The organism is Bacillus sp. FSL W8-1127 (genome assembly GCF_038006725.1).
Taxonomy (GTDB): domain Bacteria; phylum Bacillota; class Bacilli; order Bacillales; family DSM-4216; genus Bacillus_O; species Bacillus_O smithii.
Map to the genome: position 1 here is coordinate 3,071,351 of NZ_JBBOVU010000001.1, position 17,423 is coordinate 3,088,773.

Genomic DNA, 17,423 nt, shown 5'->3' on the forward strand with positions numbered 1-17,423 from the left:
TTTGAAAATGACAGGGGGATTTCTTTTTTTGCACTTCTTCACTCAGGTTCTCTTCTTTCTTTATCACTATCGATAAAGAGCTCTGCCCTCTTGACAATTCTTTGCGCAAAGTTTATCATCACAATATATAGATCGACAACTCCATACAATTTCAATATATTGTTTCGCTGCAAGCGATGGTGTCGTTGGACTTAAAAGGGAATCCGGTGAAATTCCGGAGCTGTCCCCGCAACTGTAAGTGAGACGAACGGGAATACCACTGTATCAGTTTGCTGTTCGGTGCTGATATGGGAAGGTCCCTAGTAGGATGACCACAAGCCAGGAGACCTGCCATCCTTGTCAAGTTTCAATTCTCCGGGGATTTGGGAAGATGAAACGATAGTGAAAAAAGGTTACCTCTGCCTTTTTTGTCTATCGTTTGATCCGCTCATATTTCCGGGCGGATTTTTTTGTTCTTTCAAACGATAAGGAGGACCAAACCATGATCTCAACCAATTCAAAAGAACAAGTTTTTCAGCTTTTATTTGAAAAACTATCTCACCAATATCCACAGCTTGATTTTTCGATATTATCCTTAAAAGCCAAACAGATGGCGGAGCAAAAACCTTGGCTTTCGACCAAAGCGTTAACCGAGGAATTGATTTTGGAATGTCTCGGTTTTATTTCTGTAGAAGAACCTGAATGGACGTTTGTAGCCGCCAAGCTGTTCGCCGGTCTATTGTATACAGAAGCGGCTGCCAACAGAGGCTATGATCCGGGCGAGACAGGCTACGGGCCTTTTTATCCGTTGATTCAACATTTGACGGAGATTGGAATTTACGACTCTGTTCTGCTTGAAACCTACAGCAAACAGGAAATAGAAGAGTTGGAATCTATTATTGATCCGAAAAAAGACGAGCTATTTACATACATCGGGCTGCGTACATTAAATGACCGGTATTTAGCAAAAGATTATGAAAAACGAACGATGGAATTGCCGCAAGAACGTTGGATGATCATCGCCATGACGTTGATGCAAAAGGAACCGAAAGAAAAACGTCTAACGCTTGTGAAAGAAGCCTACTGGGCATTAAGCAATCTCTATATGACCGTAGCCACTCCGACTTTGGCCAACGCCGGCAAAAAATACGGTCAATTATCCAGCTGCTTTATCGATACAGTAGACGACAGCCTGCAAGGAATTTACGACAGCAACACCGATGCGGCCAATCTATCGAAACATGGCGGCGGAATCGGTCTGTATCTTGGAAAAATCCGCAGCCGCGGCAGCGCCATTCGCGGCCATCAAGGCGCTTCATCAGGAGTTATTCCATGGATGAAACAATTGAACAATACCGCTGTCAGCGTCGATCAGCTCGGACAACGCAAAGGAGCGATTGCCGTCTATCTGGACGTTTGGCATAAAGATATTTTTGCATTTCTAGACGCGAAGCTGAATAACGGCGACGAACGGTTCCGTACCCATGATATCTTCACGGGCGTGTGCATACCCGATCTCTTTATGGAAGCCGTCGAAAACCGGGATGATTGGTATTTGTTTGATCCTCATGAGGTCAGAACCGTCATGGGCTTCTCATTGGAAGATTATTATGACGAAGAAAAAGGCCGGGGAAGCTTCCGTGAAAAATATCAAGAATGTGTCAACCATCCACAGCTTTCCAAAGAAAAAGTGCCTGCGATTGAAATTATGAAATCCATTATGAGAAGCCAGCTCGAAACGGGAACGCCGTTTATGTTCTACCGTGATGAGGCCAATCGCATGAATCCGAACAAGCATAAAGGAATGATCTACGCCACAAATTTGTGCACCGAGATTGCCCAAAATATGAGCCCGACCGTCATGACCCAACAATATATCCAAGACGGCCGCATTCACGTGGAGAAAGTTCCGGGAGATTTTGTCGTTTGTAATTTGTCGTCCATCCATTTAGCAAGGGCCGTTCAAGATGGATGCTTGGAACGTCTCATCCGGATTCAAGTCCGAATGCTCGACAATGTGATCGACATTAACCATCTTCCTGTTTTGCAGGCTCAAATCACGAATCAAAAATATCGAGCCGTCGGATTAGGCACGTTCGGCTGGCATCATTTGCTCGCTTTGAAACATATCCGCTGGGAAAGTGATGAAGCCGTTCAATATGCGGATGAATTATATGAAACTATCGCTTACTATGCCATTCAAGCCAGCATGGAATTAGCGAAAGAAAAAGGTTCCTATCCTTACTTTGAAGGCTCCGATTGGGAAAGCGGACGCTATTTTGAAGTACGCGGCTATCTGAAAGATGAAAAATGGAAACAGCTGGCCCGCAGCATTCAAGAACACGGAATTCGAAACGGCTATTTAATGGCGATCGCTCCGAATTCATCCACCTCCTTGATAGCCGGAAGCACACCGAGCATTGATCCGGTTTTCCAAAAATTTTATGCCGAAGAAAAGAAAGATTACAAGATACCGGTGACAGCGCCCGACTTGAACGCCGACACGACATGGTATTATAAATCAGCCTATCTTCTCGACCAACATTGGAGCATCCGTCAAAACGCCGTTCGTCAGCGCCATATTGATCAATCGATTTCCTTTAACATGTACGTACAAAACACGATCAAAGCGAAACAGCTGCTGGATCTTCATTTGCAAGCATGGAAATCCGGACTGAAATCTACGTATTATTTGCGGTCCACTTCGTCGGAAATCATGGAAGAATGCGAATCGTGCTCAAGCTGACATTGGATATTCAAGGAGGATATGAAAATGGAACGATTAAAAAAGAGAGAACTAATCAATCGCGAAGCTCCCAACCGTTCGACGAAAATTGTCAACGGTGAAAGCTCCAATATTTTAAACTGGGATGATGTCCGCTTTTCTTGGGCTTATCCGAAGTATAAAAGAATGCTGGCTAATTTTTGGACGCCATTTGAAATCAATATGTCCCAAGACATTAAACAATTTCCTGAGCTGCCTCCTGCTGAACAGGACAGCTTTTTGAAAATCATCGGCCTTCTTGCTTTGCTTGACAGCATCCAAACCGACTATGCCGGAAAAGTGGCCGATTACTTGACCGATTCCAGCTTAAACGCGCTGATGATTATATTGGCTCAGCAGGAAGTGATTCATAATCATTCTTATTCTTATATATTATCCAGCCTCGTTCCGAAACAAAAACAAGATGAAGTTTTTGAGTTTTGGCGGACCGAGCCTACTTTGCAACGAAGAAATGAGTTTGTCACCGATGGGTATAAACATTTCGTGGAACAGCCGACTGTGGAGCACTTATTGAAATCCTGCGTGTTTGACGTCATTTTGGAAGGACTGTTCTTTTATTCAGGGTTCGCTTTCTTTTACCATCTTGCTCGCCATCAAAAAATGGTCGCGACAAGCACGATGATTAATTACATTAACCGGGACGAACAAATTCATGTCGATTTGTTTGTGAAAATCTTTAAAGAAGTATTAAAAGAATACCCGGAATATGATAATGAAGAAATGGAACACTTTGTGAAAGAAACTTTTAAACAAGCGGCAGAACTCGAGATTGATTGGGCAAGAGAAGTGATTGGCAATAAAATAAATGGCATTTTCATTGAGGATGTAGAAGCCTATGTCAAGTTTTATTCCAACTTCCGCGTCAAACAGCTTGGATACCCAGATTCAAAACCGTTTCCTGGCTATCAAACCAACCCGCTTCCGTGGATTAAAGCGTATGAAGAAGTAGACTTAGGAAAATCGGATTTCTTTGAACAAAAGTCGCGTCAATATACAAAAGTCAATGTAATTGACAACGGATTCGATGAATTATAAACCCCTCAAGCTTAATCGAGTAGGAGGGGGTGATTAACCCCCGTCCTCTCACACCACCGTACGTACGGTTCCGTATACGGCGGTTCAATCAAGATAAATGACGCAAGAATTCATAACGTTTCTGTAGACTTTTAAGCCCTTGGTTACTCCAATAGGAGTTTCCAAGGGTTCTGTGTAATATGGGACTTTTTGAGATTCGCCAATAACCTTTGCGACTGTTCCCCCATTCATAAGCTTTCCATTCAGGAACTCCTAGTTTTATGAGGTTGCGTATCCTGGTCTTTGAGGTCTTCCAGTTTTTCCATAAACACATCCGGAGTCTTCGTCGAATCCAGCCATCCAAATCTTCAAAGATACTCTTTGTGTCTGCTAATGCAAAATATCCACACCATCCAAGTAGATATTGGTTAAGTTTCTTAATCCGATATTCCATTGGGTATGGTATTTTTCTTGACGTGATTTCTCGCACCTTTTTCTTCATTCGTTTTAGACTTTGCTTGGCAATCCGAACTTTTGGCTCTTTTGAAGGTGTAAAACTAAATCCTAGAAACTTTCGTTTCCATGGTCGGTCAACCGCAGATTTCTTCTCGTTGACTTTTAGACGAAGTTTTCCCTCAATAAATCGTTTGACACTAGCCATGGTTCTTTCACCAGCCCGTTTTGACTTCACGTAAATATTACAGTCATCGGCATAACGAACAAATTTATGCCCTCTTTTCTCTAATTCTTTGTCTAGTTCATCTAGTACAATATTCGAAAGTAAAGGGCTTAGGGGGCCACCTTGCGGCGTCCCTTCTTCTGTCCTAGATACCACACCATTAATCATGACACCAGCTTGTAGATATTTGCGGATTAGCTTCAATAGTGGCTTTTCTTTAATAGTCTTGGCTAATGTACTCATCAGCCTGTCATGATTCACTCGATCGAAGAACTTTTCTAAATCCATGTCTACTACCCATCTATAACCATCTCTGATATAGCCTTTTGCTTTCCTAACTGCGTCATGAGCACTTCGATTTGAACGAAACCCATAACTATGTTCGGAGAACATAGGGTCATATATCCTCGATAATACTTGGGCAATTGCTTGTTGAATCAAACGGTCTGTTACGGTTGGAATACCTAGTAACCGAACACCGCCATCAGGTTTCGGGATTTCGACTCTTCATGGCTACCTTTGTTCTTTTCTACTCTTTGTAAAGCTAAAAGCATATTCTCCCGTGACAGGATTTGATTCAAAAGCATTGTTATTCTTCCTTCCGTGAATAGCTTATCTTCTTATGCCAGTGGTCACTCCACCCTCCAAGAGGTCCCCCACGGGATTCACCGTTTCCTTCCTCAAGTGAGGTACTACGTTTTCTGTGTTCAACATGACACACTGAATGCAAAGGGCTATTCTCTCTTAATTGTTCAGTCCTTCCGAATTGTTCTAGACCAATTCGTACTATGACCTCTGCTGACTTCTGATGGCTCAGCTACTTATCACTAAGTAGGTTATGAAGGCTACTTCACGTATCCATCAGACCTCCCCGGGTAAGAGTGTAATCTTTCCTTCCATCCATCTGCTTCATTTACTCTGTATCACCTTCGGCAGAAAGGGCTTTGTTTTGTTGTGCAAACTCACCCAGTGATACCTAGCCTCATATGAAGTTCGTGTTCCTCAGATCGGAAGTTTGCCGCCCGCTTCCTTCAGATTCCGCGTCACCACGGACACCCTTGCGTTAAGCTAACTGCTACTTCTGCCTTCGCAGCTCGGGACTTTCACCCTATAGATTACACCCATGCCGGGCGCACACAAAAAAGGAGGCCGGCTCTTAAACGGAGCCGCCTCCTTTTTATTATAAAGCATGTTAACGTTTATTGATTTCTTCAAGCAATAACTTATTCACCATCGGCGGATTAGCTTGTCCTTTAGTCGCTTTCATAATTTGACCGACAAGGAATCCAAGCGCCCGATCTTTTCCGTTTTTAAAGTCTTCAATCGATTGCGGATTGGCATCGAGCACTTCCAGCACATATTTGCGCAGTTCATTTTCATCAGAAATTTGGACAAGCCCTTTTTCTTTGACGATTTTTTCCGGATCTCCGCCTTTTTCGACCAGCTCTTTAAATACTTTCTTGGCAATTTTAGAAGAAATAGTGCCATTTTCAATCAAGCGAATCATGCCTGCCAAACTTTCCGGCGTCAAGGCGATTTCATGCAATTCTTTTCCTTGCGCATTTAAATAAGCAGACACTTCTCCCATCATCCAGTTGGAGGCGAGCTTAGCATCGGCTCCGGCTTTTACGGTTGCTTCAAAGAAATCGGACATTTCTTTTGTAAGGGTCAGAACTTTGGCGTCATAAGCTGGAAGACCCCATTCTTCCACATATCGTTTTTGCCTTTGATCCGGAAGTTCCGGGATTTCAGCGCGCACCCGTTCTTTCCATTCGTCGTCAATATACAGTTCTACTAAGTCCGGTTCCGGGAAGTAGCGGTAATCATCCGATCCTTCTTTCACGCGCATCAAGATCGTTTGTCCGGTCGCTTCATCAAAACGGCGAGTTTCTTGTTCAATGACTCCGCCGGACAACAAGATCTTTTCTTGCCGTTTTTGTTCAAATTCCAGCCCTTTGCGAACAAAGTTGAACGAGTTCAAGTTTTTAAGTTCCGTTTTCGTTCCAAATTCTTTTTGACCGTAAGGACGAAGTGAAATATTGGCATCGCAGCGAAGCGATCCTTCTTCCATTTTACAATCCGACACGCCGGTATATTGGATAATCGATTTCAATTTTTCCAGATAGGCATATGCTTCTTCCGGGCTGCGAATATCCGGTTCAGAAACGATTTCAATCAGAGGTGTCCCTTGACGGTTAAAGTCAACCAATGAATAACCGTTTCCGGCATGGGTCAATTTCCCGGCATCTTCCTCTAAATGCAGGCGAGTAATGCCGATTTTTTTCTTTTTGCCGTTCACTTCAATTTCAATCCAGCCATTTTGGCCAATCGGCTGATCGTATTGGGAAATTTGATAGGCTTTCGGATTGTCCGGATAAAAATAGTTTTTGCGGTCAAACTTCGTTTCAGTCGCAATTTGGCAATTTAACGCCATCGCCGCTTTCATCGCAAATTCTACCGCCCGTTTATTCAACACTGGCAGCACACCCGGATATCCAAGGTCGATCACGTTCGTATTGGTGTTCGGTTCAGCTCCGAAATGAGCAGGTGCAGGCGAAAAGATTTTCGACTCCGTTTTGAGTTCTACGTGCACTTCTAATCCGATCACAGTTTCAAAATTCATTCGCTTTTTCACCCCTTACAGTTGCGGTTTTTGTTTATGGAAGTCCGTTGCCTGTTCAAATGCATGCGCCACGCGGTAAACGGTGCTTTCGTCAAAGTGCTTTCCGATAATTTGAAGCCCTAACGGCAATCCGTCCGCAGAAAATCCGCATGGAACAGAGATTCCCGGCACACCTGCAAGATTCACAGGGATCGTTAAAATATCATTTGCATACATCGTCAACGGATCGTCTATATTTTCGCCGATTTTGAATGCCGGTGTCGGAGTCGTTGGCCCGATGATGACATCATAAGTTTCAAAAATATCTTCAAAGTCTTTTTTGATCAGCGTACGCACTTGTTGTGCCTTCTTGTAATAAGCATCATAGTAACCGGAGCTTAACGCAAATGTTCCAAGCATAATGCGGCGCTTTACTTCGTCGCCGAAGCCTTCTGCTCTCGTTTTCTTATAAAGTTCAATCAAGTTTTCGGCATTTTCCGTCCGATAACCGTAGCGGATGCCGTCAAAGCGAGCCAAATTGGACGATGCTTCAGAAGAAGCCAACAGATAGTACGTGGCTACTCCGTATTTTGAATGCGGGAGCGATACTTCTTCCCAAGTGGCTCCTAGTTTTTCGAGCACTTTCAAAGCATTCAATACGGATTGTCGAACTTCTTCTTGAACTCCTTCGCCAAGATACTCTTTTGGAACGGCGATCTTTAATCCCTTCACATCTCCGGTTAGTGCAGCCGCATAATTCGGCACTTCCACATTGGCCGATGTAGAGTCATGCGGATCCAATCCGGCGATCACTTGTAGAAGATAAGCGTTATCTTCTACATTGCGTGTAATGGGACCGATTTGATCCAAAGAAGAAGCAAAAGCTACTAATCCAAAACGAGAAACCCGTCCATAGGTCGGCTTTAATCCTACGACTCCGCAAAAGGCTGCAGGCTGGCGAATCGATCCACCCGTGTCAGATCCTAAAGCAAAAGGAACTTGTCCCGCTGCCACTGCCGCAGCCGAGCCTCCTGAAGAACCGCCCGGAACACGTTCCGTATCCCATGGGTTGCGAGTCAGCTGGAAGCCGGAATTTTCAGTGGAGGATCCCATCGCAAATTCATCCATATTCAATTTTCCGATCGTAATGGCTTCTGCTTCCCGAAGTTTTTCGATTACGGTCGCATCATAAATAGGATCGAAGTTTTCTAATATTTTGCTGGCGCAAGTTGTGCGAAGACCTTTTGTAACGATGTTGTCTTTAATTCCAATCGGCATTCCGAATAAAAGGCCTTTTTCTTCGTCGCTGCTAAGCTTTTCGTCCAGTTTTTGCGCTTTTTTACGAGCGTTTTCTTCATCTAAAGTTAAGAAAGCTTGTATTTTTTCATCCGTTTCACTGATTCTTTTATAAGCTTCATCGACTAAGTCCGAGACGCTTACTTCTTTGTTATGTAAAAGATCGTGCAATTCTGTCAGCTTATGGTCAAACAGTGCCATTCATACCCCTCCTCTACTCAATAATGGCCGGAACACGAATTTGCCCATCTTGGTGATCAGGCGCATTCTTTAGAACTTCTTCGCGAGGAAGCCCTTTTTCCGGAGTATCTTCTCTCAGCACGTTTTTCATTTCCAGCACGTGAGAAGTTGGTTTTACATTCGTCGTATCTAATTCATTCAGCTGTTCCGCAAACGAAATAATGGCATCCAGCTGTGTAGCGAATTTTTCAGCTTCTTCTTCCGTAATCGCCAATCGCGCTAAATCAGCAACGTGCTTTACTTGTTCAATGGAAATTCGTGACATTTCCTTCACCTCCAGAATATTCTCGTGCCATTGCAATAATATTGATGATATCAAAATAAAAGATGGAAAAGCAACAAATTAGCGTAATTTCTCACTCAATGTTTATTGTACCACGAACATTGTCGACGGAGTAGAGAACAAATCTCCGTCTATTTCTTTTCCAAAATCTTTTTTATATGACTTGTTTTCTTAAAATACAAAATTATATAATATTTTTCTATAAGACCTTTTTCTCAAGGACGAAATGGCCGATCTACAGAATCCGGCCACCGTATAAACGGCTTTATGGTTCATAAAATAATAGAAAGATTTAAATTTGAAAATTCAAAAAAATATTACAAGAGGAGGATTTTATGGAGAGCGGCGTTTATATTTCAATATCGATTTATTTTTTGGCCATGCTGGCTATCGGATGGTACTCTTACAGAAAAACGTCGAATTTATCGGATTATATGCTTGGCGGCCGATCGTTAGGGCCTGCTGTCACCGCTCTTTCCGCTGGCGCCTCGGATATGAGCGGGTGGCTATTGATGGGGCTTCCCGGCGCCTTGTACACAACCGGAATTTCCGGTTCATGGATCGCCATCGGACTGGTCATCGGGGCGTATTCCAATTATTTATTTTTGGCGCCGCGATTGCGAATGTACACATATGTCGCCAATGATTCCATTACGATTCCAAACTACTTAGAAAATCGGTTTATCGACCGTTCCAGGCTGCTGCGCCTTGTTTCTTCGCTGGTCATTATTATTTTCTTTACCTTATATACATCCGCCGGGATCGTTTCAGGAGGAAAACTGTTTGAATCGGCCTTTCACCTCAACTATCATTTAGGTGCCTTTCTTACAGCAGGAGTCGTCATTTTTTATACTTTATTAGGTGGATTTTTAGCTGTCAGTTTAACCGATTTTGTCCAAGGAACGATCATGTTTATTGCTCTTATTCTCGTACCGCTTGTCGTTTTTCTGGATTTGGGCGGTCCCGTCTCCGTTTTCAGCGAGATTCATTCGGTGGATCCGAAACTGCTGGACATGTTTAGGGGTACATCGATCATGGGCATTATCTCCTTCCTAGCTTGGGGGCTAGGCTACTTTGGACAGCCACACATCATTGTCCGCTTTATGGCGATTCATTCTGTCAAGGAAATGAAAACGGCACGTCGGATCGGAATAGGCTGGATGATCATGACGGTCGGCGGCGCTGTTCTTGTCGGACTTACAGGGATTGCCTATATGTCCGTCAAACATTACCCTCTTCACGATCCGGAAACCATCTTTATCGTGTTCTCCAGGATCTTATTCCACCCGTTGATCACCGGCTTTTTATTAGCGGCTATATTAGCGGCCATCATGAGCACGATATCGTCACAGCTTTTGGTCACATCCAGCGCTTTGACCGAAGACGTTTATAAAGCGTTTGTGAAGCGGAATGTTTCTGACAAGGAATTGGTGTTGATCGGACGGCTTTCGGTTCTTTTAGTAGCCGTTGTCGCGATTATTTTATCGTATTCGCCGAACGATACGATTTTAGCTTTAGTAGGCAACGCTTGGGCAGGATTTGGCGCCTCTTTCGGTCCGGCGATCTTACTGAGCTTGTATTGGAAACGAATGAATAAATGGGGGGCGCTTGCAGGCATGATAGTCGGAGCTGTAACGGTGATCATCTGGATCAGCATCCCCGCCCTGAAACACTTTATGTACGAAATGATTCCAGGCTTTTTCTTAAGCACATTGGCGATTTTGATAGTTAGCCTCCTTACATCCAAACCAGAAAATGAAATTGAACAAACGTTTGAATTAATGGAAGAAACGTTGGCAAAAGAATTGAAAAAAGGGGTCAGACCCCTTTAGTTGAGTAAAGGGGCTTGGAAGCGGAAGATTAAGTGACGGCTACATGAAGAACAAGAGCTTCGGAATGAGATCCGAAGCTCTTTTCTTTATTATCTTTGAGGTTGAGTTTGGAATTGTTCCACTTCCGTAGAGCCTTTAAGGGCAACAGTAGAAGCGTTTCCGCCTGTAACCACCATGGACACTTCGTCAAAATAGCCGGTGCCGACTTCACGTTGATGGCGAGTAGCCGTGTATCCATATTTTTCGCTGGCAAACTCTTTTTGCTGCAATTCAGAGTAAGCAGCCATTCCACGGTCTTTATAGCCTCTTGCCAATTCGAACATGCTGTAGTTAAGCGTATGGAATCCGGCAAGTGTAACAAATTGGAATTTATAGCCCATTTTAGCCAATTCTTTTTGGAAGTTGAGAATCGTTTTATCATCCAATTTTGCCTTCCAGTTAAACGATGGCGAGCAGTTGTATGCCAATAGCTTGCCTGGGAATTTCTCATGGATGGCTTCCGCAAATTGGCGAGCTTCTTCCACGTTCGGTTCAGAAGTTTCACACCAGATAAGGTCAGCATAAGGCGCATAAGCAAGTCCGCGAGCAATCGCTTGTTCAATTCCTTTTTTCGTGCGATAAAATCCTTCTTCCGTGCGTTCCCCTGTAATAAATGGAGCATCATATGGGTCAATATCGCTAGTGATCAAATCAGCTGCTTGAGCATCCGTTCTGCCTACCAGAATAGTTGGTACGCCCATTACATCAGCCGCCAAACGAGCAGCGATCAAATTGCGTACAGCTGTTTGAGTCGGCAGCAGCACTTTTCCGCCTAAGTGCCCGCATTTTTTCTCAGAAGAAAGCTGGTCTTCGAAATGGACACCGGCAGCCCCTGCTTCGATCATCGCTTTCATTAATTCGAATACATTCAATTGTCCTCCGAAACCGGCTTCTGCGTCTGCCACAATCGGAGCAAACCAATCAATGGAGTCGTCTCCTTCTAAATGGTGGATTTGGTCGGCGCGTTGCAAAGCTTGATTAATCCGTTTGACCACATGCGGTACGCTGTTGGCCGGGTACAAACTTTGGTCAGGATACATTTGGCCGGCGAGGTTGGCGTCGGCTGCCACTTGCCATCCGCTCAAATAGATGGCTTTCAATCCGGCTTTTACTTGCTGCACGGCTTGGTTTCCGGTCAACGCTCCTAATGCATTGATATAGTCTTCCGTATGAAGCAGTTTCCAAAGCTTTTCAGCACCGCGGCGAGCCAGTGTATATTCAATATCAATCGAACCGCGAAGTTTGATCACTTCTTCCGCTGTATATGGACGAGTAATCCCTTTCCATCTTTCATCATTTTCCCATGATTCTTTTAATTTTTGTACACGTGGATCTGTCATTGTCAATTCCTCCCATTTTCATAGATTCATATTTATAAAATTTTATAACCAGGAATGGTTAAGAAATCCTCAAATTCATCGTTTAACGTCAGTCTGTCAAACAATTCGACGGCTTCATCGAATCTTCCGGAAGCATAGGCTTCTTCGCCGATTTCTTGCTTGATTTTTTCCAGCTCTTCTTGCTTAAATTGTTCATACATTTCTTTCGTCACCTTTCGCCCATCGTCCAAAATTCCTTTTGGATGGCGGATCCATTGCCATAACTGAGCGCGGGAAATTTCAGCCGTCGCCGCATCTTCCATTAAATTGTGAATCGGCGCAGCACCCCGACCGCTTAACCAAGAAGCAATATATTGAATCCCGACATTGATATTCATGCGGACGCCTTCTTCGGTGATTTTCCCTTCCGGAACTTCGACGAGATCTTGTTCCGTTACATGGACATCCTCCAATTTCTTACTTTCAATTTGATTCGGTTCTTTCATTTCCCGGTCAAACACTTCCATTGCCACCGGCACAAGACCCGGATGAGCCACCCATGTGCCATCGTGTCCGTCTCTTGCTTCCCGTTCTTTATCTGCCCGCACTTTGGCAAAGGCTTCTTCATTTTTCTTCTCATCATCTTTGACCGGTATTTGCGCAGCCATCCCGCCAATGGCCGGTGCTTTTCGGCGATGGCATGTTTTGATCGTCAAAAGCGAGTAGGAGCGCATAAACGGAACGGTCATGGTGACAGTAGAACGATCCGGCAAAATAACATCTTTATGATTCCTGAACTTTTTAATGTAGCTGAAAATATAATCCCAACGCCCGCAATTCAAACCGGCGGAATGTTCGCGCAATTCGTATAAAATTTCATCCATTTCAAAAGCTGCCGTGATCGTTTCAATAAGAACCGTTGCTTTAATCGTTCCTCTAGGGATGCCGACATATTTTTGCGCATAAACAAAGACATCATTCCAAAGCCTTGCTTCCAAATGGCTTTCTATTTTCGGAAGGTAGAAGTAAGGTCCTGTACCGTTCTCCACTAATCGCACGGCATTATGAAAGAAAAACAGCCCGAAATCAAACAGTGCCCCGGAGATGGGTTGTCCATCCACCAACACATGCTTTTCTTCCAAATGCCAACCGCGCGGGCGCACAATTAATACAGCGGTTTTGTCCTTCAATTCGTATGTCTTTCCGTTAGGATTTTTGAAAGTGATCGTGCGGTTTACAGCGTCCCTTAAATTGATCTGTCCCTCGATGATATTCTCCCAAGTGGGCGATGTAGCATCTTCAAAACAGGCCATAAAACATTTGGCGCCAGAGTTTAACGCATTAATGACCATTTTGCGATCAACAGGCCCGGTAATTTCCACTCTGCGATCCTTCAAGTCTTCAGGAAGGGGAGAAATTTCCCAATCACTATTCCGAATAGATTCGGTTTCTTTCAAGAACGTCGGAAATTTTCCTTGATCGAACTCTCGTTGACGTTCTTCTCTCTTTTTCAGAAGTTCCACTCGACGCTGCCCAAATCTTCTTTCTAGCTGTTCAATAAATTGCAAAGCATCCGGAGTAAGAATTTCTTCATATCCGGGCCGCATCGGACCAGTTACTTGAATCCCAGCTATTTGAGTGGCCATCTTCTTTATCACCTCTTTGTTATATTACAGTTATTAACTGTTATTTGTATTATATAACAGATAACCTAGAAAAGGAAGTGGAATTTTCTAATTATTTATAAATTTTTGACCGATATTTTTCGACATAAGAAAAGAGCCTCCCTCCAAGCTTACCAGCTCGAAAACAGACTCTTTTTTTCTCTTGAGCAACACTGAAAAAGCCAACGTGAAAAAAATTGAGTTTCTCCGTTCCTTTCGTTCATCCCTTTTACCCGGACATCAAAAAATCCCCGCCTCTTTTTAAAAGGCGGGGATCAAGCAAAGCTGCAGCAACGCTCTCGGAAGGCTTTACTGCCCATAAATATGAACGAACGGTTCTTTGGCTTTTGCTTTCTTCACAATTAATGCTTCCGGTCCTTCTACGGAACTGATATTGACTTCAATCGGGTAATAATCCGGGAAATGGTTGAGAATCAAGCCGGAAACATATTGCGTAAAACCAATCGCTTCGGCTTCGCCATTAAATTGAATACTGATGTCAATTTGCAAATTGTTCAGCTGGCCATCTTTATAAAAAGCACGGCCGACAACACCTGTCGTATTGTCAAAATATTTTTGGACGTCTTCTTTAAAATTCAAAAAGTAGGTATTGTCATCGCGATGGTCTGCATCTGCTTGGTCTGACGGGAAGAGATAATACTTTTCATCAAGCCCTTCCCAATGGCTGATCGTCGATTCTCCTTTTCCTAACGTAGTGTAGGCAAAGAAGTGTCCGGGCACGACAGAATCTTTGCTTGCTTGTTCAAAAAGGGCGATGACGACCGGAACATTTTCCAAGCCTTTTATTTTGCGAATTCGTTTGGCTACTTCATCCGCTATTTTCTTTCCTTGCTCTTCCACTTGTTTATGCGGAATTTTCAAGTCATACGTAGCACCGTATTCTTCTTTCTGATAGTAGTGGACCGAGTTAAGAGCGAGACCGATCACGACTCCTCCCAGTTGTACCGTGTTATCATCCATTTGCTTTAAATAATCTTGTTCCGAAATGTGTGCCAAATAAATGGGGCTTTTTTTATTCCGTTCGTCGATCGAACCTTTTTCATCATCAATCGGATTTAATCCTAGATTTTCAGATGGTTTAAGTCCATGCTCTTTCAGCTGCTTCTTTGTGTATTTTCGCTCAAGCCAGGCAGCAATCGTTTTTTTACTCAAATATTGCCCTTCTTGGAACAAATATTTTTCCGGCGAAAACTCTTGTTTTGCAATTCGCATTAATCCCGTTTCAAACTCATCGATGTCATAGCGAGTGTTTAAATTTTGAACGACCATTCCTTGCGCTTTTCCTGGTTTAAAAGGCAAAATCGTTTTATAATATTGATCCGAAATTTGGTAATTAGGAATGATCGCTTTTTCTTTTTTATCATTCTTTTTCTGAACGACCTGATTTTGTTTATCAATGGACGACGGTGCACAGCCGCTTATACTTGCCAAAAGGCAGGCCGCTAAGGCAACCGTTAACCACTTTTTCATCGAACGCACCTCTTATTTATTTAGTTCTTCCAACAGTTTCTCTTCATCCCAGATTTCAATATCGAATTCTCGAGCTTTAGCCAATTTCGAGCCAGCATCAGCACCGGCAATGACTAAATCCGTCTTTTTGCTGACACTTCCGGAAACTTTTCCTCCGAGTGCCTCGATCTTTTCTTTCGCTTCATTTCTTGTCAAAGCTTCCAGTTTTCCTGTCAGCACGATCGTTTTTCCGGCAAAATAAGAGCTGGATTGATCTCCGGAAACAGGCTTCGGCCCTTTATACTCCATATTGACACCCGCTTCTTTCAGCTCCTGAATCAGTTCCAGTACTTCCGGTTGATGAAAATACGTGACAACGGCGTCCGCCATCTTCTCCCCAACTTCCGGAATCGCCGTCAGTTCCTCCACGTCTGCCTTCATTAATCGATCCAGTGTTTCAAAATGAACAGCCAGCGTTTTCGCCGCTTTGGCCCCCACATGACGAATGCCGAGGCCGAACAATAATCTTTCCAAAGAGTTTTCTTTCGAATCTTCAATGGCTTTTAATAAGTTCGATACAGATTTTTCACCCATTCGATCCAATTGCAGCAGTTGATCTTTCGTCAATTGATAAATATCCGCTACGTCTTTCACTAATTGCTCCCGGAAAAGTTGAGCAATCACTTTTTCACCAAGTCCCTCAATATTCATGGCATTTCGGGAGACAAAATGGATCAGTCCTTCACGAATTTGTGCCGGACATTTTGGATTGATGCAGCGAAGAGCTACTTCCCCATCGAGACGAACCAGTTCGCTGCCGCATTCCGGGCAATGGCCAGGCATGTGAAACTCTTTTTCCTCCCCTTTTCGTCGCTCTTTGATCGGCCGCACGACTTCAGGGATGATATCACCGGCTTTTTTGATGACGACTTCGTCTCCAATTTTGATGTCCTTTTCCCGAATATAATCTTCATTATGAAGGGAAGCTCTTTGCACGGTTGTTCCGGCAACACGGACCGGTTCTAAAACGGCAGTCGGTGTCACAACGCCTGTCCGTCCTACGCTTAATTCAATGTCTAAAAGCTTAGTGACCACCTCTTCTGCAGGAAATTTGTAGGCAATGGCCCATCGAGGGCTTTTGGCGGTACTCCCCAATTTTTCCTGTTGGGCTAATGAGTCGACTTTGATCACAATCCCGTCGATCTCATAAGGAAGAGTCGATCGTTTTTCCGTATATTCTTTGATATATTGGATGACTTCTTCAATGTCTTTGCATTTTCTCCGCTCTTTGTTCGTTTTAAAGCCGAGCCTGTCCAAATAGTCCAATCCTTCGCTATGGGATTGAATATTGACATTTCCACTGTTGCCGATGCCGTAAAGAAAAATATCTAAATTTCGGGAAGCGGCGATTTTGGGATCCAGTTGCCGAAGCGATCCGGCAGCGGCATTGCGAGGATTGGCAAACAGCGTTTCCCCTCTCTCTTCCCGTTCACGATTCAGCTTTTCAAACGATTTTTTAGGCATGAACGCTTCGCCGCGAACTTCGATTGAAACCGGCTCTTTCAACCTCAGAGGAATCGAATGGATGGTTCGCAAGTTCATCGTAATGTCTTCGCCGATTGCACCATCGCCGCGAGTAGAGCCTTGGACAAACACTCCGTTTTCATAGGAAAGGGAAACAGCCAATCCGTCGATTTTCAACTCGCATACGTACGAATATTCTTCGTTTAAAGATTCCCGAACTCTGCGATCGAAATCCCTCAAATCGCCTTCTCCAAACGCATTCGCCAAGCTTAGCATCGGAATATCATGACGAACTTTTTGAAAAGCTTCCAACGGCTGGCCGCCGACGCGCTGAGTCGGAGAATCAGGCGTTCTCAATTCAGGAAAAGCATTTTCTATTTCGATCAATTCTTGCATGAGCCGATCATATTCCGCATCCGGAACAGTCGGCTGATCCAACACATAATATTCGTAGCTGTATTGATTTAAACGTTCATGGAGTTCTCTTACTCGTTTTTCTGCCGTATGTCGCTCCATTTTGCCAGCCCTTTCTTTGTCTTACTTTTGCTACTTATCCAAAACCAAGCGTTTATCGATTCGCCAAAGGCGAATCGATGATTCATCAACGAAAATGCGCTTTCGCATGCGAGTCTTTTCTTTTCCTCCAAAAAGAAAAGAGTTCAAAAAAGCTTCATATGTTCATATTCACGATAGATGA

The 17,423-nt window shown here is 43.7% G+C and carries 10 protein-coding genes, 1 pseudogene and 1 riboswitch; of the genes and pseudogenes, 3 read left to right on the forward strand and 8 right to left on the reverse strand.

Annotated elements, in window-relative coordinates; all coding sequences use genetic code 11:
• The first annotated feature begins 160 nt into the window (after positions 1 to 160).
• Positions 161 to 349: riboswitch (cobalamin riboswitch) on the forward strand.
• 132 nt (positions 350 to 481) lie between these two features.
• The gene (locus tag NST12_RS14410) at positions 482 to 2,725 is read left to right on the forward strand and encodes a ribonucleoside-diphosphate reductase subunit alpha (protein ID WP_341101678.1); all 2,244 of its coding nucleotides are present in this window, start codon (positions 482 to 484) and stop codon (positions 2,723 to 2,725) included.
• A gap of 27 nt (positions 2,726 to 2,752) precedes the next feature.
• Positions 2,753 to 3,799 carry a ribonucleotide-diphosphate reductase subunit beta gene (locus tag NST12_RS14415; protein WP_003354124.1) on the forward strand — a complete coding sequence of 349 codons (1,047 nt, stop codon included), beginning with the start codon at positions 2,753 to 2,755 and terminating at the stop codon, positions 3,797 to 3,799.
• A gap of 88 nt (positions 3,800 to 3,887) precedes the next feature.
• On the opposite strand, the pseudogene ltrA reads toward NST12_RS14415, so the two are convergent.
• From ltrA to gatC, 4 genes and pseudogenes are all read right to left on the reverse strand, one after another.
• Positions 3,888 to 5,044: pseudogene (gene ltrA, locus NST12_RS14420) on the reverse strand (group II intron reverse transcriptase/maturase).
• 605 nt (positions 5,045 to 5,649) lie between these two features.
• The gene (gene gatB / locus NST12_RS14425; RefSeq protein WP_048624098.1) at positions 5,650 to 7,080 is read right to left on the reverse strand and encodes an Asp-tRNA(Asn)/Glu-tRNA(Gln) amidotransferase subunit GatB; all 1,431 of its coding nucleotides are present in this window, start codon (positions 7,078 to 7,080) and stop codon (positions 5,650 to 5,652) included.
• A 15-nt stretch (positions 7,081 to 7,095) separates the two neighbouring features.
• Positions 7,096 to 8,556 (reverse strand): Asp-tRNA(Asn)/Glu-tRNA(Gln) amidotransferase subunit GatA, encoded by a 1,461-nt coding sequence (gene gatA / locus NST12_RS14430; RefSeq protein ID WP_048624099.1) that lies wholly within the window; start codon positions 8,554 to 8,556, stop codon positions 7,096 to 7,098.
• A 13-nt stretch (positions 8,557 to 8,569) separates the two neighbouring features.
• Positions 8,570 to 8,860, reverse strand: a complete 291-nt coding sequence (gene gatC / locus NST12_RS14435) for an Asp-tRNA(Asn)/Glu-tRNA(Gln) amidotransferase subunit GatC (RefSeq protein ID WP_003354105.1) — start codon at positions 8,858 to 8,860, stop codon at positions 8,570 to 8,572.
• 353 nt (positions 8,861 to 9,213) lie between these two features.
• Here gatC and putP point away from each other — a divergent pair, with 353 nt between their 5' ends.
• Positions 9,214 to 10,710 carry a sodium/proline symporter PutP gene (gene putP, locus NST12_RS14440; protein WP_048624100.1) on the forward strand — a complete coding sequence of 499 codons (1,497 nt, stop codon included), beginning with the start codon at positions 9,214 to 9,216 and terminating at the stop codon, positions 10,708 to 10,710.
• An 89-nt stretch (positions 10,711 to 10,799) separates the two neighbouring features.
• On the opposite strand, the gene aceA is transcribed toward putP, so the two are convergent.
• From aceA to ligA, 4 genes are all read right to left on the reverse strand, one after another.
• Complete coding sequence (gene aceA / locus NST12_RS14445) at positions 10,800 to 12,089, reverse strand: isocitrate lyase (RefSeq protein ID WP_327804632.1); 1,290 nt, start codon at positions 12,087 to 12,089, stop codon at positions 10,800 to 10,802.
• Between the two features lie 32 nt (positions 12,090 to 12,121).
• Positions 12,122 to 13,714 (reverse strand): malate synthase A, encoded by a 1,593-nt coding sequence (gene aceB / locus NST12_RS14450; protein WP_048624101.1) that lies wholly within the window; start codon positions 13,712 to 13,714, stop codon positions 12,122 to 12,124.
• Positions 13,715 to 14,041: 327 nt separating this feature from the next.
• The gene (locus NST12_RS14455) at positions 14,042 to 15,223 is read right to left on the reverse strand and encodes a CamS family sex pheromone protein (protein WP_048624102.1); all 1,182 of its coding nucleotides are present in this window, start codon (positions 15,221 to 15,223) and stop codon (positions 14,042 to 14,044) included.
• Between the two features lie 12 nt (positions 15,224 to 15,235).
• A complete protein-coding gene (gene ligA / locus NST12_RS14460) occupies positions 15,236 to 17,242 on the reverse strand; it encodes an NAD-dependent DNA ligase LigA (protein ID WP_341101687.1) in 2,007 nt (668 codons plus the stop codon).
• Positions 17,243 to 17,423: the final 181 nt, after the last annotated feature.